The following is a 25,948-nucleotide window of genomic DNA, read 5'->3' on the forward strand; positions in this document are numbered from 1 at the left end:
TGCCCCGCCTGGAAGCAGGATCACCGATTTCACGGTGACGTCATCCTCGCCGTTCGAGATCTTCAGCGGCTTGACGTCCACCTTGACGTAGCGGAACGAACTGTAGGCGGCACCGTAGGACCGGACTAGCAGGGTCTGGAATTCCTTCACCAACTGTTTCTGCTGTTCGGTCGACGCCTGTCTCCCAGCTCTTGCTGACCGCAAGACGGGTCATTTTCTGCATGTCGAAATGAGGCACGACCTTCGTTTCGATCAGTTCGATGAAACGGGTGGCGTTACCATTGCGCAGTTCCTTGTCGTCGGCGACTCCGCGCAAGACTTCTTCGCTCGTCTGTCGGACGAGCACGTCAGGGGAAAGGATCTCCGCCCGAAGGTTCGTCGCGACCAGCAGCAATCCGGGCAAGGCCAATGCCACGATACGAAGCGCCAGACGGCGCATTGATTCCTTCATAGACATCTCCATTGCAAGCTTCACGTCATTTCTCCGGCGCTGCGGGGCCTTCCGCGGCCTTGCTGTAGAGGAACCGGCTGATCATCTTTTCCAGGACCATCGCTGACTGCGTGAGGCGCAAGCGGTCGCCGTCCTTCAGCAGCTTGTCGTCCCCCCCTCCATCGAGTCCCACGTACTGCTCGCCAAGCAGCCCGGAGGTAAGAATCGATGCTGTCGTGTCGGTCGGAAACTCGTACGCCCCGTCCAGAAGCAGCGTCACGCGAGCGACGAACTTCTTGTTGTCGAAGTTTATGTTCTCCACTCGCCCGACCACCACCCCGGCGCTCTTCACGGGGGCACGGGGCTTGAGTCCGCCGATGTTGTCGAATTCGGCCGTCACCCGGTAACCATCACTCGCACTCACCGTATTCGCATTGCCAACCTTGAGGGCCAATACCAGCAAGGCGATCAGACCACCCACCACAAACGCGCCGACCCACAGATCGACCGTCGTCCGTTTCATATCAGACTCCCGTGAACATGAAGGAGGTCAGCACGAAATCCAGGGCCAGGATGGCCAGCGCCGAGGTCACCACCGTGCGTGTGACCGCGTACGACACCCCTTCCGCCGTCGGCGGAGCGTCATACCCCTCGAAAAGAGCAATAAGCGTGACTGCCACACCAAAAACCGCACTCTTGATGACACCGTTGGCGACGTCGTCCCAAAGATCCACGCTCGCCTGCATCTGGGACCAGAACGCTCCAGCGTCCACTCCGATGATGACCACTCCGATGAGATAACCCCGAACACACCGAAGGCGCTGAAGATCGCAGCCAGGAGGGGCATGGACAACGCGCCGCCCCAGAAGATCGGTCCAAGCACGCGTTCGAAGGGATCCACCGCCATCATCTCCATGGCCGACAGTTGTTCGGTGGACTTCATGATCCCGATTTTCGCCGTGATGGCGGACCCGGCACGGCTTGCAAACAGCAATGCGGAAACCACCGGCCCGAGTTCACGGACCAGCGAAAGCGCGACGAGCGTACCCAGGGCCTCCGCCGAACCGTATCTTTTCAGCGTCTCGTACCCTTGGAGGCCGAGCACCAGACCTACGAACAATCCGCTGACGATCACGATGATCAGTGAGAGGACCCCAGTGAAGAAGATTTCATCCAGCGTCAGTTGGGGTCGCCGGAAGCTTGTCCCGGACCGCAACAGGACGGTCGCGGTGAATCGACTGGCACAGCCCAGCTTCCAGACCCCATCGATCGCGCGGGCGCCAATGTGCCGAAGGGTTCTGTCTAGCGTCCCGATCATTTCACGACGTCCTCCAGGCCCAGGTCGCCCGCATAGGAATTCGCCCCGTAGTGGAACGCCACAGGGCCATCCGTCTCGCCTCTGACGAACTGCCGCACCAGCGGCTCCTCGGACTGCCGAATCTCCTCCGGCGTGCCTTCGGCCACGATGCTGCCTGCCGCCACGATGTAGACGTAATCGACGATCTTGAACGACGCCTCGACATCGTGTGTCACAAGAATGGACGTTGCGCCCAACGCATCGTTGAGCCGCCTGATGAGATTCGCGATCACGCCCACAGATATGGGATCCAGACCGGTGAACGGTTCATCGTACATGATGAGTTCCGGATCTAGCGCGACCGCCCGGGCAAGCGCCACTCGCCGCGCCATCCCCCCGGACAACTCTGCCGGCTGAGTTGGGCAGCTCCCCCGGAGACCGACGGCGTGCAGCTTCATCAAGACCAGGTCACGGATCAGCGCATCCGGGAGCCTCGTGTGTTCCCGCAGTGGGAACGCGACGTTCTCGAACACGGTGAGGTCCGTGAACAGGGCGCCGAACTGGAACAGCATGCCCATGCGCCTGCGCATCGCATACAGCCCTGAATGGGACATGGAGTCCACCGGTGTCGAATTGACCGTCACCGTGCCCCTCGCGGGACGCACCTGCCCTCCTATGAGCCGAAGGATCGTCGTCTTGCCACACCCGCTGCCGCCCATGATGGCGACCACTCTTCCCCGTGGGAAGCGCATCCGGATGCCCTGAAGGATCGGGCGGGAGTCGTAGGCAAAGTCAACGTCATTGAGCTCGACGATTGCGTTGGATATCACGGGCATGCAGGTGGTTGGGGTAAGCGATTGTAATTGAACGCCTCGGTAGACGGTCGCAGCTTGTTCCTGGTTTTTGATTGGGTTACCGTGCCATGGTTCCTACAAGACCCCTACATGACCCATCTCTTGGACGTTCCGGCAAACGAATCTGCGTTGATGGTCGCTGCCGTGCACAAGAGTTACGGCAGCGTTCATCCCCTGAGAAATGTGGAGTTCAGCGTTGCGGCGGGAGCCTTTTTTGGCTTGGTGGGTGTTAACGGGGCTGGCAAGACGACCCTCATCAAGTGTCTCCTCGATGCGATTCGACCGGATTCGGGCGAGATCCGTATCTTCGGTGAATCGAGTCGAAAGACGCAGTCCCGACGACAACTTGCATTTCTCCCGGAGCGATTCTCGGCCCCGTACTATGTCACCGGGCTGGAATTCCTCGTTCTGATGAGTCGGCTTTATCGAGTCCGTTCGACGTCTGTGGCTGTGGACGCGACAGTCCGGTCCCTCGACCTGGACCCGGACGCGCTTTGCCGCCCGGTGAAATCCTATTCGAAAGGGATGACACAGAAGCTTGGCCTGGCAGCCTGCCTTCTTTCGGAGCGCCCTCTGCTCGTGCTCGACGAGCCGGCCAGTGGCCTGGATCCCAAGGCGCGGGCCCTGCTCAAGGTCGCACTGAGGGCCTCGCGCTCGAAGGGCACCACGGTGTTTCTCACGTCTCACGCGCTCGCGGACGTGGAAGAGATGTGCGACTCCATGGCTGTCCTGCACGGTGGTGCATTGCGGTATATCGGAACACCCGGAGGACTGCGGACCGTCACCGGGCAAGACAGCCTGGAATCCGCGTTTCTCGCAACGATCGATTAGCGGAGCAGGAAACCGTTGGATGTCTGGCAGAATTGGTGAGTGACGCACGATTCGCTCGACCTGAAGACCTGAACGCTCGATCCTTCAAGGCGACTGGGACCATACCGGGTGGACACTTCTGCATCCCGCAAGCCGGATCTGCTGATCGTCGATGACGATCCCCTGATCGTCGACACGCTGGACTTCGTTCTCAGCAGGGATTTCCGCGTCTATTCGGCCGAATCGCGGCAGAAGGTGAAAGGCCTCATCGACCAATTGGGGCACGTGCCGGAGCTGGCGCTGGTAGACCTCGGACTTCCGCCCACCCCTCACCGTCCCGACGAGGGCTTCAAACTCATCTCCGAACTCATGGCCGCATCGCCCGCCATGAAAATCATCGTGCTTTCGGGCCAGAACGACGAGATCAACGCGCGCCATGCACGCGCATTGGGAGCGGTGGAGTTCGTCGCCAAACCCTGCGAGCCGATCGTGCTCAAGGATCTCCTGCTCAAGGCGCGGCAGTTCGGAGAGGCAGAAGAGGCTGCGGCAGCCGACGGCTCGGGTATCGTCGGATCGAGTTTCGCGATAGGAAAGCTGCGCGAACAGATACGCCAGTATGCATCCTCACCGTATCCCGTGTTGATCGAAGGTGAGTCCGGTACCGGCAAGGAACTGGTTGCCCGGGCCCTTCACACGGGCTCTCCGCGTTCCGGTCGACCGTATTTCGCCCTGAACTGCGCCGCCATTGCCCCGAGCCTCGTGGAGCCCACGCTCTTTGGCTATGCGAAAGGCGCCTTCACGGGGGCGACGAACCCGCGGGCCGGGTATTTCGAGGAAGCTGCCGAAGGCACGTTGTTCCTCGATGAAATCGGCGAACTTCCACTCGAGTTGCAGGCGAAGCTCCTGCGCGTACTCGAGAACGGCGAGTATCAACGTGTGGGAGAAACCCAGCTCAGAGTGAGCCGTGCCCGAGTCGTGGCGGCGACGAACCGGGACCTCAGGCAGGAAATCAAGTCGGGCCGCTTTCGCGTGGACCTATACCACCGGCTATCGGTGTTCACTGTCCAGGTCCCGCCACTACGGGATCTCGGGGACGACAAGCTGCGGCTTTTCACGCATTTCGTGAACTTCTACGCGGCACAAGCGGGCGCCTCTCCGTGCACGCTTTCTCCAGAGGGGGAATCACTGTGGGGAAGGTATTCATTTCCCGGGAACGTGCGGGAGCTGCGCAACATTGCGATCAGGCTCGTCACCAAGCATGCCGGACAACAGGTTGGGCCCCAGGAACTCGGAAGAGAACTGGACTTGGAAGGCACACTTACGGGCGGCCCGGAACGCAGATGGTCGACTTCGATGCGTCGGTCGCCGTCGCCACGTCCATTCTGTCCGCCCACCGATCGATAGAACTCGACCAAGCGCTGCGCGCCTGGGAAAGAAGCTTCGTGGAGGCCGCCCTCAAGCTTACCCAGGGTAACTTGTCCCAGGCTGCCAAAATGCTGGGCATGCACCGAACCACGCTATACAGTCGCATACAGGCATTCGACTCGGATTCCGAGAATGTCCCTCGAAGCCGGATCGGACCGACCTGACGCACAGACAAAGGCATGTATTACGACTTTTTCGGCCTGAAGCGCCCACCCTTCAAGATCACGCCAGATACCGCCTTTTTTTTCGAGGGTGGGAATCGTGGTGCAGTGCTGGAAGCCCTGCTGTACGCGATCGCGCAGGGAGAGGGAATCATCAAGGTCACGGGCGAAGTCGGAAGCGGCAAGACAATGCTCTGCCGGGTGCTGCTTCACCGGCTGGACCAGACCGTGGACGTCGTGTACCTGGCCAACCCAAGCGTGGCCCCCAACGAGATTCTCCACGCCATTGCGTTCGAACTGTCTCTCAAGATTCCTCGTGAGGCGAGCCGCGTCGAGGTGCTCCACACCCTGCAGAACTACCTTGTCTCGCGTCATGCCAAAGGGCACCAGGTGGTCCTCTTCGTGGAGGAATCCCAGCGCATGCCCTTGGAGACGCTCGAGGAGATCCGGCTCCTATCCAATCTCGAGACAAGCGATCACAAACTGCTCCAGATTGTGCTCTTCGGGCAGCCGGAACTGGATGAGAACCTCAAGCAGCCGCACATCAGGCAACTCCGGGAGCGCATCACATACAGCTTCGATCTGGGGCCTCTCAAGCACGACGAGATCGCCCAGTACCTGTCGTTCCGGCTGAGAGCCGCGGGCTATAGAGGTCCCGCCCTCTTCTCCAAAGCGGTTGTCGATGTCATCGCGGAGGCGTCGAAGGGACTGACGCGGCGCGTCAACATCATCGCGGACAAGGCAATGCTCGCGGCATTCACCGAGAACACTCACACCCTTGGCGTCAAGCATGTTCGAAGCGCCATCGCCGACAGCGAATTCAGCCGTGGAGAGTCCAACCGCTCCTCAGGCGTTCTGCCGATGTCCGGGAAGTGGCTCGTCGCTGGCGGCGCCGCCCTCGCCGTATTGGGGATCGTGGGCTGGCTTCTGTGGACAGCCAGACCGGCAACGGTAACCTCGCTCGTGAACGAACCGGCTGCCAGCCCCTCGCCATCAGGGTCGATTGCCCAAGAGCCAATGGCGCGGCCCATGCCGGCCGGGTACGTCCCTTCAGCTGCTTCTCCTGCGGCACCGGTTGCAGGACCCAATGTGGAACCAATCGCCCCGGCACGATCACCCGCGGAGGCGACAATTCCTTTGTCATCTCAGACCGCGAGCATTGCCTCGGCTCCCGCCGCCAGTGATTTCGTTGCCACGAGAATCGTCGAAAGCGTGGCATGGCTGAAGGCCCAGAACCCGGATGCCTTCTCCATCCAGATACTGACCGGCGCCGATGAGGAGTACCTCAAGAGCTATTTCAGGAACCTTCCCAAATCTGTTGAAAGGGATAGATTTTTTGTGTACCGTACCTCGGCAGACGCGAGACCGTTGTACACGGTGGTCTTCGGCAGCTTCGCCGGTCAGCGCGAGGCGAACGAAGCGTTGTGGACCTTGCCCCCCGAACTCACCCGATTCCGCCCATATGCGCGGAGTTTCCGTGTGATCCGTTCCGAGGTGGAGGCCGCATCCGTCGCGGGCTTGGAATAGTCCTTGCCAGCGCTAGTCCCGTTTGCATCGGTTGGCGCCCTGGGCACGTCAGGCCGTCGACCGTCGGCCGCCATGCAGGCGAACGTTGCCAGGGAGCGCAGCCCGCAGATGAATCATGTATTGCCTTCGTCACACGCAATCCGACGCCCCGTGTCGACGGGCGCGGCGCGTGACGTTCGCCTCGAGCGGCCCGGACGTATCCGTGCGCTTCTGATTTCGCTGTCAGGTGCCTTGCTTCTGGGAGCATGCTCGTACCCAGCACCCAAGCTTCCACTGTCGGAGAGTCATCTGACAGCGGACAAGACCGCGACAGCGCCGGATGACATCCTTCCGCCGGTGGTATCACCCAGCGTACCCGCCCCCAGACCACAGCAGAAACTTCCCACCTACAGCGTAGTGGTCAACGAGGTGCCGTTGAAGGACCTCCTGTTTGCGCTGGCTCGCGACACCAAACAGAACATCGACGTCCATCCGGCATTGTCCGGCTTGGTCAGCCTGAATGCCATCGACGAGACCCTCCCGGCCATCCTCGAACGGATTTCCAAGCAGGTGAACCTGCGCTGGAAGCAGGAAGGCCGGACGATCTACGTCGTGCCCGACACGCCGTACGTGAAGTCGTACCGGGTCAACTACGTGAACGTGACCCGGGAAACGGATTCCACCGTGGCAGTATCGGGGCAGATCGCTACGGTGACGACGGGAGGTGCAGGGGGTGCAGCGGGCGGGGGAGGCGCAACGGGTGGTACTGGCGGGGGCAACAACGCATCCACTGCCACCGTGACGACCAAGTCCCGCAACGACTTCTGGGAAACGCTCGAAAGGAACCTGAAGAGCATGCTCTCCGCCACCCGTGCCCAGGCGATGTCCGCGGACGAGCGGTCGGCGCGCGCGGAGGCGGCCAAGGCCCAGCGCGAAGAAAGGATTGCACAGGCCGAGGCCGTGGCCCGAGCCGGCGACAACGCCAAGGATCTGTTTTCCAGCGTATTCGCGAATCAGCCTGCATTGCCCCTGCCCGGTGACGTTGCCAACGAAGTGGCCGTGAATTCGATTGCCGGGACTGTCACGGTGATGGCCACCGAGCGTCAGCACCAGTTGGTTCAGGAGTATCTGGATTCGGTGATGGCGTCAGCCCAGCGACAGGTCCTGATCGAAGCAACCATCGTGGAAGTCGAGCTTTCACGCAACTATCAGGCGGGAGTCGACTGGGGTCGAGTCGCGTCTTCCAAGGGAGCAGGAATAGAATTTTCCCAAACCCTGGTTGGAACCACTCGTCTTGCGGCGGCGCCGGTGACCGCTCTCACGTATGGCGCAAACACCCGTAACGGCATCTTCGCCGCGATCAAGCTGCTCGAGCAGTTCGGCAATGCCCGGGTGCTTTCGAGCCCCAAGGTGATGGCGCTCAACAATCAAACTGCGTTGCTCAAGGTCGTGCGCAACATCGTGTACTTTCAAGTGCAGCAGCAGATATCGCAAGCTACATCGGTGGGCGGCCAGAACCTCCAGGCGACGACGACGATTGCTCGAACCGTGCCCATCGGTTTGGTAATGTCACTCACGCCTCAGATCAACGAAGCGGGCACAGTCAGTCTGACGGTGCGTCCCACGGTGACCAGCCAAGTGGGTTCAGCCAGGGATCCCAATCCCGCCATCACCATTGAAAGCGTGATCCCGATCGTTGAGATCCGCGAAATCGAATCGGTCCTGCAGTTGTCGAGTGGCCAAACCGCAATCCTCGGCGGACTGATCAAGGACGAGGTCCGGCGCAACCGTGACCAGGTGCCGGGCATCGGAAACACTCGTGCGGGCGATCTCTTCGCCTACAGGAACGACTCGACGACCAAGACCGAACTGGTGATCTTCCTGCGGCCCACCGTCGTCAAGGCGCCGTCCGTTGAAGCGGGCGATTTGCGGTTCCTCCGCTCGCAGCTTCCCCGGGCGGAGCAGTTCGATGCGGTGACGGATTCGCCGAAGTCGCCATGAGCCTGCTTCTCAAAGCACTGCAGCGAGCGTCCAAGTCCCGCGAATCCGCTGTGGCGACGCCCGCCAGCCCGCGGCAGGTCGTCCTGCTGCGGGAGGTGCCGCAGCTGCCGCGGCTTCCACCCAGGGCGCGCACCCGGGCGCCTTCCGCCGCCCGGGATCTGAATTTCACCAGCAGACCGAAGGGCTCGAATCTCTTCGCCCGTGCCGCCGAACCGGCAGATCTTGCGGAAGCCGCAAGCGCAGCCACTGTGGACGCTGGTGCCCTGAGGGCTGAACGTTTCAGCGTGGTCGAATGGGCTCGGGAGAACCCTGTCTACGTCTTCGCCATCGCCGTTCTCGTCTTTCTGGTCTTCTATTTCGCCTACGTATTCCTCGCGATCAACTATCCGGGAATTTTCACGCGTTCTTCGGGCTTCACGGCGCCGACTGGCGCCCAGATACAGCCCCTCGCCAGAACCTCCGGGCCGACGCCGACGGGCCCAATCACCGCACCGCCGCCGGCGGATCTGCCGCCTCCGCCCATGCCAAGCCTTGATCTGCCGGGGCGTGTGGAGCCGGACGCCATCAAAGGCTTGAACACGGCCGCAGCCCCGGCCGGAACGACCGGTACACCGAGTCCCAGCAGCACTTCCCTTCCAATCCCGCCCTCGACGCCTTCGAAGAGTGCGCCGTCCGCGAATGGCGTTCCCGTGGCGGTTCCTGCCAATGAAGGTTCGGGCGGACCCGGTTCTGGAGCGACGGTCAGTCCCGCACGGTCCGCAACGATGCAAGCGCCGGACAGTTCCTCTGGCGCCGTGCCGGATTCGCGACCGATGCGCCCCCGCCACAGCGGCGCCACGAACTCTGCACGTGCGTCCGGGGGACCTGCCGCCCCGCGGGATGGCGCCGCCGCGGAAACGGGAGATCGTCTACGGGTCCGTTCCACCGATGCGGGGAGCGTGATCAGCCAGCAGGTCGGTGAAGCCTATGCGTCCCTGCAGCGAGGAGATGCGGCGAGAGCACAGTCCCTCTACGAGTCCGTCCTCGCCAAGGACCACCGCAATGTCGATTCTCTCCTCGGCCTGGCGGCCACGGCTTGGCGCCAGGGCAATTCCGAGAAGGCCAGCGACTACTACTACCGTGTGCTGGAACTCGAACCCCAGAATGCGGCCGCTCAGGCGGGGCTCATCGGAATCGCTGGACGTGTGGATCCTCTTGCCAGCGAGACGCGGCTGAAACAGCTGATCGCGCGCGAGCCTTCGGGCTTCCTCTATGCGGCCCTCGGTCACGTTCATGCCGAGCAGAATCAGTGGGCGGCCGCTCAGCAGGCGTACTTTCAGGCCTTCCAGATGGAACCCACGAACCCCGACTACGCCTTCAACCTGGCCGTGGGTCTGGAACATCTTGGTCAGCAACCACTCGCCGTGGGCTATTACCGCCAGGCACTGGATCTGGCGCGCGCCCGCGGTTTCGCCGGATTCGACCGGAAGCAAGTAGTGACACGCCTCGGCAAGCTCGGGGCACCAGTAGAATGAATGACATGGCGTCCCTGACTCCCTCTCAAGGCGGCAGCTCCGGTCCCCGACACCCGCCGGAAGTCGCGCCTTGGCGAAAGCCTGGTGCAGCAGGGTCTCATCACGCCTGACCAGCTTCGGATCGCGCTTACCGAACAGCGCGCCCAGAAGATTCCGCTGGGCCGATTGCTCGTCCGACTGGGGTTTGTCACGGAGGGAGTGATCCGGGACATCATGGCCCGGACCATCGGTCAGGAGGCCATCGATCTGGCGCAGGTCGTGGTGGACGCCGAGGCCCTCAAACTCGTGCCTCAGGAGTTCGCCCGGCGGCATCACGTGCTGCCCATTGCGTTCGATTCGCAGACGCGCACCCTGGTCGTGGCAATCACCGACATGCTCAATGTCGTGGTCACCGACCAACTCCGCGCTTCGCTTCCTCCCGACATTCAGCTGCGGACTCTGCTGGCAGGCGAGGCCCAGCTCGAGGAATCGATCGATCACTTCTACGGATACGAACTCTCCGTAGACGGCATCCTGAGAGAGATCGAGACGGGCGAACTCGATTGGCAGAGTCTTCAGGGAGGTGGGGACGAATACACGCAGCCGATCGTGCGCCTGGTGGGTGCGCTCCTCGTCGATGCGGTGAAGCGTGGTTCGTCCGATATCCACTTCGAACCGGAAGCGGCATTCCTGCGCGTGCGCTATCGCATCGACGGCGTGTTGGAACAGGTTCGAAGTCTGCACAAGAGCTACTGGCCCGGCATCGCGGTTCGCTTGAAGGTCATCAGCGGCATGAACATCGCCGAGACCCGCGCACCGCAGGATGGCCGGATGTCACTCAACCTCAACGGCAGGCCGATCGATTTTCGGGTGTCGAGCCATCCGACGATTTACGGCGAGAACATCGTCCTTCGTGTTCTCGACCGCGAGAAGTCGATCATCAGCCTGGAGCAGATGCGACTGCCCAAGCCCACGGTCGCGAAACTGCACCTCATGCTTGCGCGGCCTGAGGGCATTCTCATCATCACGGGCCCCACCGGAAGCGGCAAGACGACCACCCTTTATTCGCTTCTTTCCCAGGTGAACGTCGAAGGCGTCAACATCATGACGCTGGAGGATCCGGTCGAATATCCCGTCGCTCTCATGCGGCAGACTTCGGTAGGCGAGGCGGTGAAACTCGACTTCGCGAACGGCATCCGGTCCATCATGCGCCAGGATCCGGACATCATCCTCGTGGGAGAGATTCGCGACAAGGACACCGCCGACATGGCGTTCCGCGCCGCCATGACCGGTCACCAAGTATTCTCCACGTTGCATACGAACTCCGCCTTGGGTGCCTTTCCGCGATTGCTCGACATCGGCATTCTTCCGGACATCATTTCCGGAAACGTCATCGGCGTCATTGCTCAGCGGCTGGTCCGGGTGCTGTGTGCGCATTGCCGGATCGAGTATCGACCGTCGCTGGAGGAAAAGCACATCCTGGGTCTGGCGCCTGAAAGCAGTGTTTCGCTCTTTCGTCATCGCGAGGGTGGCTGCCGACACTGCAATCACCGCGGCTTCCGGGGGCGAACCGCGATCCTGGAGATTCTTCCGATGGATGCCGATCTGGACGAGCTGGTGGCTCGCCGCGCCACGGGCCGGGAGATGCGCCGGGTAGCTGCGGAAAAAGGCTTCCGATTGCTGGCCGAGGAGGGCATCGAACGCGTGCTCGATGGCACGACCAGCATCGCTGAACTGTCCCGCTCCGTGGATCTCACGGGGCGGCTACTGTAGGTCCGTGCGGGTCGGCGACGGCGACCTGCATCCGACCGGAACGACCAAGAGCGCCCCTCCATGCCTTCCTTCCGCTACAAGGCCATGGACACCTCCGGTGCCGTTGCGCGCGGCAAGCTCGACGCGATCAACGACATCGATCTCGAACTCCGTTTGCGGAGGATGGGGCTCGATCTCATCACCTTCCGGGAAATGCGCGGCGCCTCTTCGCTGCGAGGGGGCGGCGTCGAGAGGAAGGATCTCATCAACTTCTGCTTCGATATGGAGCAGATCAACCGGGCGGGCATTCCCATCATCGATGGCCTGCGGGATCTCCGGGATGGCATGGACCGGCCCCGGTTCAAGCAAGTCGTATCGGCACTGGTCGAGGACATCGAAGCCGGCAAGATGATGTCGCAGGCGATGGCACAGTTCCCCAAGGTGTTCGATCCCGTGTTCGTGAGTCTTGTGCGCGCCGGGGAACAGACCGGCCGGTTGACCGACGTGTTCGAGAATCTTTCAAAATCTCTCCGTTGGCAGGACGAACTGGCATCGGAAACCAAGAAGCTGCTGATCTATCCTGTCACGTTGCTGGTGCTGGTGATCGGGGTCTCGTTGTTTCTGCTCATGTATCTGGTGCCGCAGTTGGTAGGGGTGCTGAAGACCATGCGCGTGGAACTGCCCATCCAGACCCGCATCCTTATTGCCACCTCGGACTTCCCGCACAGCATTACTGGTGGCTGATCCTGGGGGCTCCCATCGTCGCGACGATTGCCTTGGCGAGTTTCGTTCGCTCGGACCCTCGCGCGCGCTATATGCTCGACCTGGCCAAGCTGCGCATTCCGGTGATCGGACCTTTGTTGCAGAAGATCATCCTCGCTCGGTTCGCGAACTTTTTCGGATTGATGTATCAGTCCGGCATCTCGATCCTCGATGCGATTCGCACCCAGCGAGGGAATCGTGGGTAACGTCGTGATCGCGGAAGGCCTTCGCCAGGCGTGGCAACAGATCAATTCCGGAGAAGCCTTGTCGGACAGCTTCCAGAAGCTGGACCTGTTCCCTCCCCTGGTGATCCGGATGTTTCGCGTGGGCGAAACGACCGGAGCCCTGGACACTGCGTTGTTCAACATCAACTACTTCTATGGTCGGGATGTCCGTGAAGGGGTGGACAAGGCTCTCAAGATCATGGGTCCCGCGCTGAACGTCCTGCTGGGAATGCTGATGGCACTCATCCTCTTCTCCATCCTGACGCCGATTTACGAAATGATCGGCAAGCTCAAGTTCTGACCATGGGTCCGCGTCTGCTCGTATGTATCTCATCCGCTGGCGCGTCGGTCGCGCTATGGAGGCGTGGGCTCGTCAACTGCAGGCGGTTCTCTCTGGATGAAGCCGGAGAAGCCGAATTCGCCGAGCTGCTCACGACGGTTCACCGGGTGCCGGTCTATTTCGTGGTCGACACCGTCGAGGAAGACTACCGTTTCGAAACGCTGCCTCATACGGTGGGACGCGACCGACGCGAAATGATCGACCGGAAGCTGAAGCAGCTCTATCGCAACACGCCCTTCGCCTCCGCACAGCTCCAGGAGAGGGAGAAGGACCGTCGGAAGGACGATCGATTTCTGTTCATGGCTGTGACCGACCTCGAGATCATCGAGCCTTGGGTCGGTGCAGTGATGGCCCGCGGGCTTCCGATCGCCGGGGTGTTTCCGATCTCCGCGGTAACATCCGCGGCCGTCGTGCCACTCAAGCTGCGGGGTCCGAATCTGCTGATCGTCTCGAAGCACGTGGCGGGCTTGAGGCAAACCTTCCTGAAGAACGGGCGTTTCCGTTTTTCGCGGCTGACTCCCTTTCGCGGACTCTCGGAAGACAACCTCGACAGTACATTTGCCGCCGAGATCGTCAACACGCGCTTGTATCTGAATGCGCTCCAGGCAACGAGCGCGGACGAGATCGTGGACGTGGTCCTGCTCGATCAGGACGATTCGTTGCAGGATCTCTATCGTCGTGTGGCGGAGAATCCCGGCGCGATGCGTGCCCAGCGGATATCGAGGGGACAGCTGGGCGCCCTGCTCAAGATTCCTCCCACGGCGTTCGACTCGACAGCCGACGCGCTGCACTTGCATCTGCTCGGCCGGGCCTCACCCAAGGAGAATTTGGCACCCCCGGACCTGTTACAGGGCTTCCGCGTCCATCGCGTTGGTCGGGGGCTGCTGGCGGTCGCCGGCGGCGTCGCTGCGGTGGGGGTCCTCTGGTTCGCTTACGATTTGAACCGAGTTCGCACCATCGAGGAAGATATCGCGTCTGCAGCGCAGCAGACCCGCCGGTACGACGCGCTCTATTCCGAACTGACGCGTCAGTTCCCGGAAGCGCCCGTGACGGCTGCGGCGCTGAAACAGACAGTCGATGCATTCGACCGCTTGCGCCAGCGCGCCAGAACACCGGAGCTCTTGTTTTCGGTGGTGAGCGCTGCACTCGAACCCAATCCATTGGTCTCGATATCGTCGGTGACGTGGAAGCATGGCCGGTTCGCCGACCTGACGACGGCGTTTTCCACCTCCTCCGTTCAGTCGGGATCCCAGGATGGCCCCATGCGTCAGGTCGGCCTGATCCGCGGGGAGATTCAGCCGTTCACAGGCGACTATCGCTCGGCAGTGAACGCGATCCGGGAGTTCGCCGATCAATTGCGGAAGCATCAGAGAGTCCTGGATGCGAAGATCGTCAAACTGCCTCTGGACGACAGTTCCAAGCAGAGCCTCACGGGGACCACGAGCGCGCGCGCAGAGACATCGCTGGGCGCGCGCTTCGAGATATCCGTGCTGCTGCGGGAGGAGGGTGAAGGATCGTGAACCGGGCCAACTTCGCGCCTCTCGCTCTTCCGCTGGTATTGTTGCTGATCGTCTTGGCAAGCGCGGTTGCGGCGGTCGTGTATGTGGAAGGCCTCGTCGAATCTGCGGAGAGTCGACTGACGGCCCAGACCCGGCAACTTTCCACAGCCCGCCAACGCCACGCCAATGCGGGTCTAGAAAAGGACATCCTTCAGCGATTCCGCGAAACTTACGATGCCCTGGAGACGATCGGATTCGTCGGTGCCGAACAGCGCATCAATTGGGTGGACGGCCTGCGCACCATCAACCGCGAAGCAAAGCTGTATGGCGTCGAGTATCAGATCGGCCAGCAGGAGCCGTATGCAGGAGCGAGTACCTTGGGAGTGGCCGATCTGCCCATGCGCCAATCCATCATGAGGGTCCGCCTCCCACTGTTGCATGAAGGCGACCTGATGGACTTCTTCAGAATGCTTGCGGCCCGCAGGAGCGGCGTCTTCACGATGAACGCCTGTGAGATCGACCGGATCGGACAAGGGGTTTCCGACGGCTCCCAGCCCACGCTCAATGCGGAGTGCGAGTTGACCTGGATTACCGTCCCCGAGGAAGAAGCGGAGAGGAACAGACCATGAGGCACGCGCTTCTTGCCTTGCTTCTCATGAACCTATGCCTCGGCGAACTGCAGGCACAGCAATCGCTGGGACGTCTCTTCTTCACTCCGGCGGAGCGCGCACGGATGGACGCAGCCCGGGAGGATGCCATCGCCAACGCCAACAAGCCGAAGGTAATCGCTCCGGTGGAAGCACCTCGAGTACCCGCGGCACGGATCATGACGCTGAATGGGATAGTACGCAGGAGCGACGGCGACACGATCGTCTGGGTGAACGGCAAGGCGGTGGGGGCACGAGGCGCCTCGAACGACATCGCCCCGACAGGTGTCGGCCGGGAGTCGGCTGGCTTCACTCTGCAAGAGAGCGGCCGGCGGGTACGTCTCAAGGTGGGACAAACGGTGGAGGCGACCTCGGGCGTCATTGAAGAGAGCTACGCGCGGCGGCGAACCTTGCCTGTGGCAGGTGGAGAGCTCCTCCGGAGGATGCAGACGATCCTGCGGCAAGCGCAGGTACTTCACCGGCGGAGGATTCCGCTGTCCGTGATCGAAGCTCGAGGAGCACGGACCCGAATGGCCGTTCGTGAACTCCTCAATCCCCGGGCAAACCGGGGGGCTGCGCTGCTCTTGATGCTCGCGTTGAGCGGGCTGCTTGCGGTGCTCATCGTCGTGAATCTCCTGCCAGCGCGTCCTGTACAGCTCGAACGGGAACGATCAACACAGGAAGCGCTGGCGAAGGCCAAAGATGCACTCATCGCCTATGTCGTCGCCAACGTGGACCGATATCCGAACGAAGCTCCGGGACGGCTACCCTGCCCGGAGTTGGCGGCACCAACAATTCCCAATGACGAAGGCTACTCGCCGCTCGAATGCGGTGCGCAGAACGTCAGCGCAGTAGGACGGTTGCCGTGGAAGACGCTGGACGTCGAGCCGATCCGCGACGCACATGGCGAGTGTCTCTGGTATGCGGTTGCGGGCAACTTCAAACGCAGCGGAGCCGGTGGCAAGCTGGTGAACTGGGATACGCTCGGGCAGTTCGTGGTGCTGGCCCCCGACGGCGTGACTCGCGTGGCGGGCGCAACGTCCGATTCGCTGGCTGCGGCCATCATCGTCTCGCCCGGAGCCGCGTTGCAACAGCAGTCTCGCGCTCCTGCCGAGAACACGCCCAGCTGTCCGGGCAGCCATGCTGCCGACCAGTATCTGGAAGCAGTGGTTGCTCTGAGTGCCGACAACGCGTCTCCCGCCAACACGCTCGTCACACCCACAAATTCAGTGGGAGGCGGTAACTCCACGTTGATCAACGGTTACGTGGATCCCAACACCGGGACCGTCTCCGTGAACGATCAGATGATCGTGATCACGCCAAAGGAGATCTTCGATGCGATCGAGAAGCGGAAGAGCCTTGTGGGTACGGCTGTCAGCCCCGGCATCCTGCGAACGCTGACGAGGCGTGTAGCGGAATGCATGGCCGAGTTTCCCTCGGACGCGTATCCACCCGCCACCAGCACTGATCGCCGGATGATCGATGCGGCCACCATGACCATTTCCGATTTCAGTGCGGACACGGCCTATACGGAGTCTCCTGGCAGGCTGGAAGGTCGAGTTCCCGCACGGTCGTATACGGCCGCCGGGTTGGCGTCCCTCAATCCCGCCTACATCGAGATGCACTGCTCTCATTGGGCAGAGATCCAATCGTGGTTTCAGCACTGGAAGGATCACCTCTTCTACGCCATTGCCCAGGAGTTTTCCCAGGGCGGCTCTTCAGGCAACACACAGTGCACTGGCACTTGTCTGTCCGTGAACGGTGCAGGACAGTATCCCGGGCTCGTCCTGTTCGCGGGACGTCGCCTCGCGGCACTTAACCAGATGCGCGTACTGTCCACTGAACGCCGATTGCCGTCCAGTTATCTTGAAGGACTGAACCTGGCGCGCTTGAATGTTCTCGGCTCAGGGACCGCCTATGAAAGTACGGCGGAGAGCGCCAACTTCAATGACGTGGTCTATTGCATCCAGTTTCAGACTGTCGGATCCGACTCACGCGTTCCGAAGGTGGACCCATGTTGAAGACACGAATGAGCCAAAGCGGTTTTTCCCTCATCGAGCTCGCCATTGGTCTGGTCATCGTGGCGACGCTTCTCTCGGCGCTGCTCGTGCCGCTTGCGACAGCTCGATCAACGCCGGTCCAGTGAAACGCAGAAATTGCTCGACGCGGCTCGCGAAGCGTTGCTGGGATATGTCATCGGTCAGGAACGGTTTCCGTGCCCCGCCTCCGCTGCGTCCAATGGGCAGGAAGCGTTTGTCGTGGGACCTCCGGCCGGTACGGCGGCCAACGGCATGTGCGCGCAATATCGTGGGTTCCTGCCGGCAGTAACGCTCGGCCTGTCGCCACTGGATCGCAACGGATATCAGACCGACGGGTTCGGTGGTGACGCTAATCGACTTCGCTATGCGGTGGCAGATGTGGACTTCGATGCCAATGCGAAGGTCTACACGGCGACGGGCAAGATGAAGGCTATTGGAATGAACCTTGTTTCTTCTGCGAACAACCGACTATGGGTATGTTCGGCCGCTTCCACGAACGATGCGAGTTGCTCTGCGGGTGTCGCGCTGGCGAACGGCAATGCGATTGCCGTCGTACTCTCCGTCGGGAAGAACGGTTTCGATACCGTTCGGGTTCCGGACGCGGACGAGGCCGAGAATCTTGACATGGCAAACACCAACAGGGTCTTCGTGAGTCGTGGGCAAAGTGATCAGGCCGGCAACGAGTTCGACGATCTTGCTGTGTGGATCTCGCCGAACATCATGATCAGCCGGTTGGCGGCCGCAGGAAAATTGTAACGAGGTTCTTTACTAATAGATTCGTATCGAGTCGCCGGAGTACCGGGTCGCAACCCTTCCTCCAAATCACTCCGGCTCGAGGGTAAAGGCAACGTTGCCCGCTCTGTTGTGCGCGAGGCGAAGGCGGTATCCCTGGTTGGCCGCCTGACGCGCTGCCTGGTACAGACCTACTCCGAGACCCGTTTCGGAAACGACCGGTTCCCGAAACAAGCGCGCCGCAAGCACTGTCCCCATGGGTTGGCCGTCGTCGTTGACCTGGAGTCGGCACCGTCGATCGCCGATCGGCTCCAGAACCACCTGAATGCGCGCCGCCTCACCCCTGCGCCGCTTTTCCAGCGCGTTCTGCACGAGGTTGTCCGCCACGCTGTCGAATAGTTCCGGAGGAAGAGTGGCCGACAGCGCCCCGACGGGGTAGTGAAACTCGATCTGCTCGTGCGCATAGCGTTGCGTCAGCGCTCGCCACCACTCTGCGGCGGACTGCATCTCGATGGGTACCGTTCTGCGGGTGTCCAGCTTGTCGAGGGTCGTCTGCAGCCGCTGGGCAATCTGCGGAAGTTGCCGTTGTATCAGCCGACGCAAGGCTTCGGATTCGGCATCCGGGCCCGATTCGGCGGCGGCGCACAACGAACGCAGCGATTGGAGCAGGTTCTTGACGTCATGAGTGACGCGCGAACCGGTTTCGTAGATGGCCTGCAGATAGGCCGTGCGTCGCTGATCCTGTTCGCGAACCTTCGCGTCGTAGTAGTCGCCCAACAACCTGGCGAGAAGCCTCATGTGGAGCAACATGCCCGGCCCGGGAGACCAGCGCGTGTGCAGTCGGAGGTCCAGGCCGCGGAACTCGAAGCGCGTAACGGATCGCGTGTGTGTCCCGATGCTCCCTCGCCTGCGGCCGTCTTCCAGTCGACCCCCGAGACCCACGGCAGGGATAGCATCTCCTGGGCAGCACCGGCAATGAAGTCGTCCGGGTCGTCCTCCCCCTCCGCCAGATTGGCCAAGCTGTACATCCAGCGCTCGAACGGCATGCCGAGACTGAGAAAGTATCGGGAGAGCAACTGCCCCACGCCGTCGAACCCCCCTCTGGCATCCCATAGCCACGACAGGAGGAACATCACCCCCGCGATGGCGATGACGGTCTGGGCAAGGGCAAGCGCGTAGGGGTGCTGCGTGATCTGCTGCACGAACAGTGCACCGAGCACCAGTACGATCACGAGCAGGAACAGAAGAAAGCTGTAGAAGAGGTCCACGGCATAGCGGGGACCTTCCGTCGTGCGACCGCTGGGGAGGGCGATGATGATCAACAGGGGAACGGCGAGCAGATACCGGACCGTGACCACCAGCAATGGTTGGCTCTCGAAGGAACCGACGAGGTGGGGAACGACCCACACGAGCAGAACGGACAACAGGTAGAGCGCTGCCAGCAGGGGCGCGAGGCGCCGGCGCTGGGCGCGCAGGCCGGGGAGGCTTCCGCCGATCAGGGAGAAGAGCAGTGCGATCCACAGGTTGACGAGTTATTACGTGCTCCACCATGCTAGCGACGCTCTATTGGCGACGATGAGCACGGCACGGCGCGCGACCAGTTGACTCGTCCCTTGCCACAGCGGTTGCCACAGCAGAAACAACCCGAAATGAGCGAGCAGCAATGCACGGGAGGCCCCCGTGCCCACGCCGAACATCAGCCCGGCATGCAAGACGAAGAGCATGAGGCCGAGAACGAGATTCGGACGTGCCCAGCGGGTGATTCTGTGCGTTCCGGCGATTGCGTCTGTTGAACCCTGCATGGAGCGGATCGTAGCGCGGCGGTGCCCGTCCCACTACACTCCCTGGAACATGCACCACGATTGGACTTCCTCTTCGTTGCGACGCGTATGGGTCATTGCCGGCATGGCGTTGACCGAGGCTCGTCGCAATCGGCTGCCCTGGATTGTCCTGGCCATGGCGGCCGTCGTCCTGGCATCGAGCCTCTTCGCCCGCTCCCTTGCTCTCACGGAGTCGGCGAGACTCCATTTGGCCTTGCTTGCCTCCTTCGCCAGAGTCGCCGCTTCATTCGTGGTCTGCCTTCATGTCATCGGCAGCGCCCTTCGGGAACAGCAGGACCGCATCACCGACTATCTGCTCTCGGTGGATCTGCCCCGTGGCGTATATCTGGTGGGCAAGGCCTCGGGATACATGATGGTCGCGTTGGTGGTTGCGATCGTTTTCTGGATGCCCGTGGCCGCGTACGCGCCTGGCGTGCCAGTCTTCGCATGGCTCCTGTCGCTTGTGCTCGAAGTCTGGATCGTTGCTGCGTCGGCGGTCTTCTGCGCGGTGACGCTCAACCACTTCCTGCTGGGGACGGCGTTCGTGATGGGGCTCTACGTTCTTTCAAGGACCATGTCGTCCTTGGTGCTGATCGCCACGGCCAGCCCGTTCCTGACGACCGATGGGTCGCAGCAGGCGCTGGCGACGGTGCTTCGTGGCATTGCCCTGCTGCTTCCCGATCTCGAACGATTCACGCGATCGGACTGGCTTACAGGATCTCCGCCCGATGCGCCCGCTCTGCTCTCCATCTCACTGGAAGCGATCACGTACATCGTGGTTCTGGTATCGGCGGCGCTCCTGGATCTCTACCGGAAGAATCTCTGATGCGCCCAAGCTCCGAGCGTGCATGGACCGAGGCCCCCAGGTGGTCGATCGGCCTCTTCGCAACGATCCTCCTGGCGCAGATCCTCGTCAGGCTGTATGCCCCGGCACCGATGGCGTCGGCCGTGGACCTTCAAGACCCGCCGAGAGGCGAAGTTCTGACGGTAGCCGCCTTGGGAGAACCGGTTGCGCTTGCCTATGTTCTGGCACTGAAGCTTCAGACGTACGACAACCAGCCGGGCATCAGCATCCCCTTTCGCAAGGCTAGACTACGGCAAGGTCAAGAACTGGCTCTCGGCGATGCTGGCGCTCGACCCTGACACCCAGTATCCAATGCTCATGGCTTCGCATCTGTACGCCCAGGTCTTGAATCACCCGGACAAGCAGCGCGACATGGCGGAATTCGTCTACCAGCGGTTCCTGGAGTCACCCAACGAGCGATGGCAGTGGCTGGCCCACGTGTCGATCATGGCAAAGCATCGTCTGGGCGACTTGCGTCTTGCCATCCGCTTTGCCGATGCAATCCGGGACCATGTCACGAAGGCTTCTGTACCTGCCTGGGCCAGGCAGATGCATATCTTCCTGCGCGAGGACGTCGGGGATGTGGAAAGCGCGAGGGCGTTGCTTGGCGGACTCTTGGAAAGCGGAACGGTGAAGGACCCTCACGAGTTGCGCTTTCTGGTGGAGCAGTTCAACAGGATGGATGCCGAAAGTTCGTCGACACCGACGAAGGGTCAACGGTAAGCCATTCGCCCTCGGTCTCGCGCGATCGTGCATCGCGTTCTGCGTAATTACCTTAATAATCCAATAGTTAGCGGCTATCCAAGTCTTGGGAACAATTCCTGTCGTCTCTGTTTCAGGAGGCAGGATGGCTCGACACCCTGGCACGAATGTCGCGAAAGTCCCCGCATCATCATCGGATTTTCCATCTGGAGTTCTCGCCATGAAAGCTGCACATCGCCAGCGCGGATTCACGCTGGTCGAAATCGCCATCGTGCTGGTCATCATCGGGCTGCTGCTCGGCGGGATCCTCAAGGGCCAGGAACTGATCACGAGCGCCCGCGTGCGCAACCTCATTTCCCAGCAGGACGGGATCAAGGCGGCGTTCTACGGATTCCAGGACAGGTATCGGGCGCTGCCTGGTGACTATCAACTGGCCGCTCAGAACCTGGGGGGTACGGGCACCATCTCTTTCGGCAACGGCGATGGCCGGGTGCAGAACGGCGTGACTCCCGTTGGCGGTAGCGTGGCGGACGAAGCCAACCTGGTCTGGGAACACATGACGCGGGCGGGCTTCCTCAATGGGAACTTCACCTATGCGGCGGGAGCTCCCACGGATGCCAGCACTCCGAAGAACCCCTACGGCGCTTTCGTGCAACTCGTCTATGACAACACCTACGGAGCGGGAGGAGGCCCGGCCCGGCATAACCTCAAGACAGGCAGTCAGGTACCCGTCGAAATCATGGCGGAAGTCGACCGCAAGACGGACGACGGGAATCCGCTCACAGGTTCCTTCGTGTTTTCGGCGTTCGGTGGGACCGGGACTGCCCTCAAGGCGACACGTTCTGCTATGTCGCTGCCACAAGTAGCTGGAAACTCAGCGGTGCGACAGAAGTGAACTGCGGCGGTGCGACGTTGTTGTAAAGAAGCACGTTCCCATCCGATAACAACGGGGAGGCAACTCCCCGTTTTTATTTTGTGCGGAGAAGCCTATATTTCAGGGCCACAGCTTCGCGCACAACAAGGTGTATCCAATAGAACGACAAGTGTTCGGGGGAACCGCTGCCCGCCGCAGGCAGCGGGGGATTGCTTTGCTCGAAATGGCGGTCGTTCTCCTGGTGGCGGCGTTCACCTTCGGCGCAGTTCTCAAGGGTCAGGAACTGGTCTTCACAGCCCGCGTCAGGGCCGTCATTGCCGAACACGAAGGGATGAGAACCGCATGGCTGGGTTTCCAGGATCGATTTCGTGCCTATCCGGGTGACTATGATGCGGCGGACCGCAACATTCGTGGCGCAACCCGTGTAGGCAATGGAAACGGTCTCGTCGAGGTACTGGCGACACCGTCAGCCGCGCAGGGAGTGGTCAAGGAATACGCCCTGGTGTGGGATCACCTGTCCAAGGCCCAGTTCCTGTCGGCCGACTTCGTGTACTCGGATAACCCGTCGCTCGATGCCGTATCGAAACTGGCACCCCGCAACCTCTATGGCGGATACGCGGATCTCGCGTATGACGCCCGCTATGGCAACCCCTCAGGCAATCCCCCAGAGCGGCATACGCTGAAGACCGGCAATTTTCTTCCGGTGACGATTCTTGCCGAAATGGACCGCAAGATCGACGACGGAAATGCGTTCAGCGGCGGTTTCCAGTACTCCAACTTCGCTTGGTTCACTCCTCAGCCCGTGGATCCTCCCGGGGCAGCAGCGTGCGTGGATGCCCAGGGACGCTGGAAAGTAGGCGCTAACCCTCTCCCCGAGAATTGTGGGGCGGCCAGTCTCCTATCGTCGTTGCCGGAAGGTCACCGGGTCGACGAACGAGCGTCCCTTTCGAAATGTCGAAAATCTCTCGTTTTGGCATATTCGCTGCTTTTTCGATGGCTAGGAATTTGTCGGCAGCCGGAAATGCAGGGGTACGCACGTCAGCAGGAAGGATTCACACTGATCGAGGTTGCGCTCGTGATGCTGATTCTTGCGTTGCTTGCAGGCGCCGTGGTGGGCGCGAACGAACTACTCTTGTCGTCTCGTGCGAGAGCCCTGACTTCGGAGATCGAAGGGTACCGAGGTGCTTACTTCGGTTTCATGGACCGGTACCGATCAATTCCCGGAGACTACGCAACTGCCACGCGTGACATAGCAGGCGTCACCGTCGACGGTGACGGAAACGCCCGTATCGAATCGCGGTCCGCCGGGGCACCCGTCGATGAGCCGATCGCCCTCTGGGAGCACCTCGCGCGCGCCGGCTACATGATCGGCGGATTCACCTATGGCGCAGGCCCGGAAACGGCGGCGTCGGCACCTCGAAATGCGTTCGGCTCAGCCGTCCGTTTCGAATACGGGAATCGATACGCGGGTCTCGCTTCCCGTCGGCACAACCTGAACACCGGCAATCAGGTGCCCTCCACGATCCTTGCAGAGATCGACCGGAAGATCGATGACGGGAGCGCAACCACCGGAAATTTCCGGTTTTCGTCCTTCGCGGGGGGCGGACCAGTCCCTGATGCGTCGGCGTGCTACGACTCGAACAGCACACAGGTCGCGTACTGGCGTGCAGACACCGAAGCAGGCACTAACTGCGGAGCCACGTGGCTCCTGCCGTGAGTCGGCACGAGCATCAACCCTGTAGCAGCCTTGCCTCGGCCAAAGCGAGATCCGATTCGCGTCCGCGCAGCACGACCACATCGCCTTCGACAAAGGCCGTTTCAGGCGTGGGATCCAGACTGCGAATGTTTCTTCTGCGGATCGCAGTGAGCTCGACCGAAAGCGCCTGAAGATTCAAATCCTCCAGCCGCCGGCCGATGGCGCCGCTGCCAGGGGGAAGAAGCACCGAGTGAAGTCGAATGGGCTCGGTGTCGGACTCGTCGGATTCGCCACGATAGAATCCCCGGAAAAGCGAGTACCGCTGTTCACGGGTCGCCCGAATTCGCTTGAGGACCCGATGCAGCGGAATGCCCAGCAGCATCAAGGCATGGGAAGCCAGCATGAGACTGCCTTCCATGATCTCCGCCACAACCTCGGCTGCGCCCGCCGCCAGCAGGACATCGATATCGGTATCGTCCACGGTTCTCACGACCACGGGAAGTTCCGGGCGAAGTTCTCGAACGTGGCCCAGTATCCGCAACGCGGAATGAGTGTCCGCATAGGTGATCACAAGGGCCGCTGCCCGTGTCAAGCCTGCTGCCATCAGCACTTCCCTACGTCCCGCGTCTCCGAAGACGACTGATTCCCCCGCAATCGACGCCTCGCGAATCCGGGCCGGATCGAGGTCCAGAGCAATGTAGTCCATGGCTTCCTGTTCAAGGATGCGGGCGAGGTTCTGACCGGATCGGCCAAATCCGCAGACGATGACGTGACCACGTATTCCCATGGACTTGACCGCGATGTCGTGCAAGGCCATCGCCCGCTGCATCCATTCGGAGCGAACCCAGCGGCTCACGAGGCGATCGCTGTTCAGCACGATGAACGGAGATAGCAGCATGGAGACCAGCATGGCGGCGAGCACGATCTGAAGCGTGGCTGGTGGCACGATCTGAAGTTCGCCCGCTCTGGACAGGAGAACGAAACCGAACTCGCCGGCCCCGGCGAGCGCGAGACCGACGCGGACCGCCACTCCGGCGTCCGCGCGGAACAGCCTGGCGAGGCCCGCCGCAATCGTCGATTTTCCGAGCAGAAACGAAACCACGAGCAACACGACGGCCAACACGTGATCCCACACCACGTGAAGATCCAGAAGGGCTCCCACCGAAACGAAGAACAAACCCAGAAGAATGTCCCGGAAGGGCTTGATGTCCTCTTCGACCTGGATACGGAATTCGGTTTCGGAGATGAGCATTCCGGCTATGAAGGCACCGAGTGCGAGGGACAGGCCGGCTTCCTCGGTCATCCAGGCCAGAAGCAGGGTGAACAGCAGGACATTCAGAACGAACAACTCAGCGGATTTCTGCGCTGCAACCAGGCTGAACCAGGGGCGGACAATGCGTTGGCCGATTCCGAGCAGCAAGGCAAAGGACACCGAGATCTTGAGCGCGGCGGCACCGAGAGCCACGAGCAGATCCCCAGACGGCTGTGCGAACGTCGGGAGCACGATGAGCAATGGCACGACGGCGAGGTCCTGAAAGAGCAACACTCCCATGATCTGACGACCGTGCGTCGACCCGAGTTCGAGTCGGTCAGTAAGGAGTTTCCCGAGAATGGCGGTCGAGGACATTGCGACCGCACCCCCAAGCGCGACCCCCGCTTTCCAGTCCAATCCAGCGAATTGGGCGACGGCGACAACTGCCGCCAGTGAGAGAAGGACCTGCGTTCCGCCCAGTCCGAAGACGAGCAGACGCATGGTCATCAGCTTGGGGAGGCTGAATTCCAAACCGATGGAAAACATGAGAAACACCACCCCGAACTCGCCGAGGTGACGGGTGCTGGCATCGTCGGGCAGCCATTCGACCGCATGTGGGCCCACCGCGATGCCGACCAGCAGATAGCCGATCAGGGGGGGCAGACGAAATTGGCGGCACGCGACGACTACCACCACGGCAGTCGCCAGCAGAACGAGAGCGGTTTCGAGCGACGTTTCCATGGGCGGCCGCTCTGAATCTAGCACATGCCCCTGTCACAACGGCGAGC

General features: G+C 61.5%; 22 protein-coding genes and 3 pseudogenes. 17 read left to right on the top strand and 8 right to left on the bottom strand.

Features of this window, described 5'->3' with window-relative positions; translation table 11 throughout:
* Positions 1-40 precede the first annotated feature (40 nt).
* From IPK20_03565 to IPK20_03580, 4 genes and pseudogenes are all read right to left on the bottom strand, one after another.
* Entirely contained in the window at positions 41-475 is a 435-nt protein-coding gene (locus IPK20_03565; protein ID MBK8015876.1) for an ABC transporter substrate-binding protein, read from the bottom strand.
* Position 476: 1 nt separating this feature from the next.
* A complete protein-coding gene (gene mlaD, locus IPK20_03570; protein MBK8015877.1) occupies positions 477-953 on the bottom strand; it encodes an outer membrane lipid asymmetry maintenance protein MlaD in 477 nt (158 codons plus the stop codon).
* A 1-nt stretch (position 954) separates the two neighbouring features.
* A pseudogene (mlaE, locus tag IPK20_03575) lies at positions 955-1,748 on the bottom strand (lipid asymmetry maintenance ABC transporter permease subunit MlaE).
* Positions 1,745-2,563 (bottom strand): ABC transporter ATP-binding protein, encoded by an 819-nt coding sequence (locus IPK20_03580; protein ID MBK8015878.1) that lies wholly within the window; start codon positions 2,561-2,563, stop codon positions 1,745-1,747. Before IPK20_03580 ends, mlaE begins: the two are co-directional and overlap by 4 nt.
* A 150-nt stretch (positions 2,564-2,713) precedes the next feature.
* Here IPK20_03580 and IPK20_03585 point away from each other — a divergent pair, with 150 nt between their 5' ends.
* The 12 genes and pseudogenes from IPK20_03585 to IPK20_03640 all read left to right on the top strand — a co-directional run bounded on the left by IPK20_03585 (position 2,714) and on the right by IPK20_03640 (position 17,996).
* Positions 2,714-3,412 (top strand): ABC transporter ATP-binding protein, encoded by a 699-nt coding sequence (locus IPK20_03585; GenBank protein ID MBK8015879.1) that lies wholly within the window; start codon positions 2,714-2,716, stop codon positions 3,410-3,412.
* Between the two features lie 138 nt (positions 3,413-3,550).
* Positions 3,551-4,980: pseudogene (locus IPK20_03590) on the top strand (sigma-54-dependent Fis family transcriptional regulator).
* Positions 4,981-4,995: 15 nt separating this feature from the next.
* On the top strand, positions 4,996-6,504 hold the full coding sequence (locus IPK20_03595; protein ID MBK8015880.1) for an AAA family ATPase: 1,509 nt from the start codon (positions 4,996-4,998) through the stop codon (positions 6,502-6,504).
* Positions 6,505-6,840: 336 nt separating this feature from the next.
* On the top strand, positions 6,841-8,484 hold the full coding sequence (locus IPK20_03600) for a secretin N-terminal domain-containing protein (GenBank protein MBK8015881.1): 1,644 nt from the start codon (positions 6,841-6,843) through the stop codon (positions 8,482-8,484).
* A 938-nt stretch (positions 8,485-9,422) separates the two neighbouring features.
* Positions 9,423-9,998: a tetratricopeptide repeat protein gene (locus IPK20_03605; GenBank protein ID MBK8015882.1), complete on the top strand. Its 576-nt coding sequence runs from the start codon at positions 9,423-9,425 to the stop codon at positions 9,996-9,998.
* Between the two features lie 81 nt (positions 9,999-10,079).
* Positions 10,080-11,750, top strand: coding sequence for a type II/IV secretion system protein (locus IPK20_03610; protein MBK8015883.1), 1,671 nt, complete (start codon positions 10,080-10,082; stop codon positions 11,748-11,750).
* Between the two features lie 60 nt (positions 11,751-11,810).
* A pseudogene (locus IPK20_03615) lies at positions 11,811-13,016 on the top strand (type II secretion system F family protein).
* Positions 13,017-13,018: 2 nt separating this feature from the next.
* A complete protein-coding gene (locus IPK20_03620; protein ID MBK8015884.1) occupies positions 13,019-14,575 on the top strand; it encodes a hypothetical protein in 1,557 nt (518 codons plus the stop codon).
* Entirely contained in the window at positions 14,572-15,183 is a 612-nt protein-coding gene (locus IPK20_03625; protein MBK8015885.1) for a hypothetical protein, read from the top strand. Before IPK20_03620 ends, IPK20_03625 begins: the two co-directional genes overlap by 4 nt.
* Positions 15,180-17,222 (top strand): hypothetical protein, encoded by a 2,043-nt coding sequence (locus tag IPK20_03630; protein ID MBK8015886.1) that lies wholly within the window; start codon positions 15,180-15,182, stop codon positions 17,220-17,222. Before IPK20_03625 ends, IPK20_03630 begins: the two co-directional genes overlap by 4 nt.
* Complete coding sequence (locus tag IPK20_03635; protein ID MBK8015887.1) at positions 17,216-17,347, top strand: prepilin-type N-terminal cleavage/methylation domain-containing protein; 132 nt, start codon at positions 17,216-17,218, stop codon at positions 17,345-17,347. Before IPK20_03630 ends, IPK20_03635 begins: the two co-directional genes overlap by 7 nt.
* Positions 17,348-17,357: 10 nt before the next feature.
* Positions 17,358-17,996: a prepilin-type cleavage/methylation domain-containing protein gene (locus IPK20_03640; protein MBK8015888.1), complete on the top strand. Its 639-nt coding sequence runs from the start codon at positions 17,358-17,360 to the stop codon at positions 17,994-17,996.
* A gap of 66 nt (positions 17,997-18,062) precedes the next feature.
* Here the strand turns inward: IPK20_03640 and IPK20_03645 are convergent, their stop codons facing one another.
* The 3 genes from IPK20_03645 to IPK20_03655 form a co-directional block, all read right to left on the bottom strand.
* Positions 18,063-18,770: a HAMP domain-containing histidine kinase gene (locus IPK20_03645; GenBank protein MBK8015889.1), complete on the bottom strand. Its 708-nt coding sequence runs from the start codon at positions 18,768-18,770 to the stop codon at positions 18,063-18,065.
* On the bottom strand, positions 18,767-19,396 hold the full coding sequence (locus tag IPK20_03650; protein MBK8015890.1) for a hypothetical protein: 630 nt from the start codon (positions 19,394-19,396) through the stop codon (positions 18,767-18,769). Before IPK20_03650 ends, IPK20_03645 begins: the two co-directional genes overlap by 4 nt.
* Positions 19,397-19,507: 111 nt before the next feature.
* Positions 19,508-19,774 carry a hypothetical protein gene (locus tag IPK20_03655; protein ID MBK8015891.1) on the bottom strand — a complete coding sequence of 89 codons (267 nt, stop codon included), beginning with the start codon at positions 19,772-19,774 and terminating at the stop codon, positions 19,508-19,510.
* A gap of 76 nt (positions 19,775-19,850) precedes the next feature.
* On the opposite strand from IPK20_03655, the gene IPK20_03660 reads away from it, so the two are divergent.
* The 5 genes from IPK20_03660 (at position 19,851) to IPK20_03680 (ending at position 23,929) form a co-directional block, all read left to right on the top strand.
* Entirely contained in the window at positions 19,851-20,618 is a 768-nt protein-coding gene (locus tag IPK20_03660) for an ABC transporter permease (protein ID MBK8015892.1), read from the top strand.
* Positions 20,618-20,935, top strand: coding sequence for a hypothetical protein (locus IPK20_03665; protein ID MBK8015893.1), 318 nt, complete (start codon positions 20,618-20,620; stop codon positions 20,933-20,935). Before IPK20_03660 ends, IPK20_03665 begins: the two co-directional genes overlap by 1 nt.
* A gap of 19 nt (positions 20,936-20,954) precedes the next feature.
* Complete coding sequence (locus tag IPK20_03670; GenBank protein MBK8015894.1) at positions 20,955-21,359, top strand: hypothetical protein; 405 nt, start codon at positions 20,955-20,957, stop codon at positions 21,357-21,359.
* Between the two features lie 199 nt (positions 21,360-21,558).
* On the top strand, positions 21,559-22,233 hold the full coding sequence (locus IPK20_03675; protein ID MBK8015895.1) for a prepilin-type N-terminal cleavage/methylation domain-containing protein: 675 nt from the start codon (positions 21,559-21,561) through the stop codon (positions 22,231-22,233).
* Between the two features lie 202 nt (positions 22,234-22,435).
* Positions 22,436-23,929, top strand: coding sequence for a type II secretion system protein (locus tag IPK20_03680; GenBank protein ID MBK8015896.1), 1,494 nt, complete (start codon positions 22,436-22,438; stop codon positions 23,927-23,929).
* A gap of 13 nt (positions 23,930-23,942) precedes the next feature.
* Here the strand turns inward: IPK20_03680 and IPK20_03685 are convergent, their stop codons facing one another.
* Complete coding sequence (locus IPK20_03685) at positions 23,943-25,901, bottom strand: cation:proton antiporter (protein ID MBK8015897.1); 1,959 nt, start codon at positions 25,899-25,901, stop codon at positions 23,943-23,945.
* Positions 25,902-25,948 lie beyond the last annotated feature (47 nt).

The sequence above is a fragment of the Betaproteobacteria bacterium genome (assembly GCA_016713305.1).
Classification (GTDB): Bacteria; Pseudomonadota; Gammaproteobacteria; order Burkholderiales.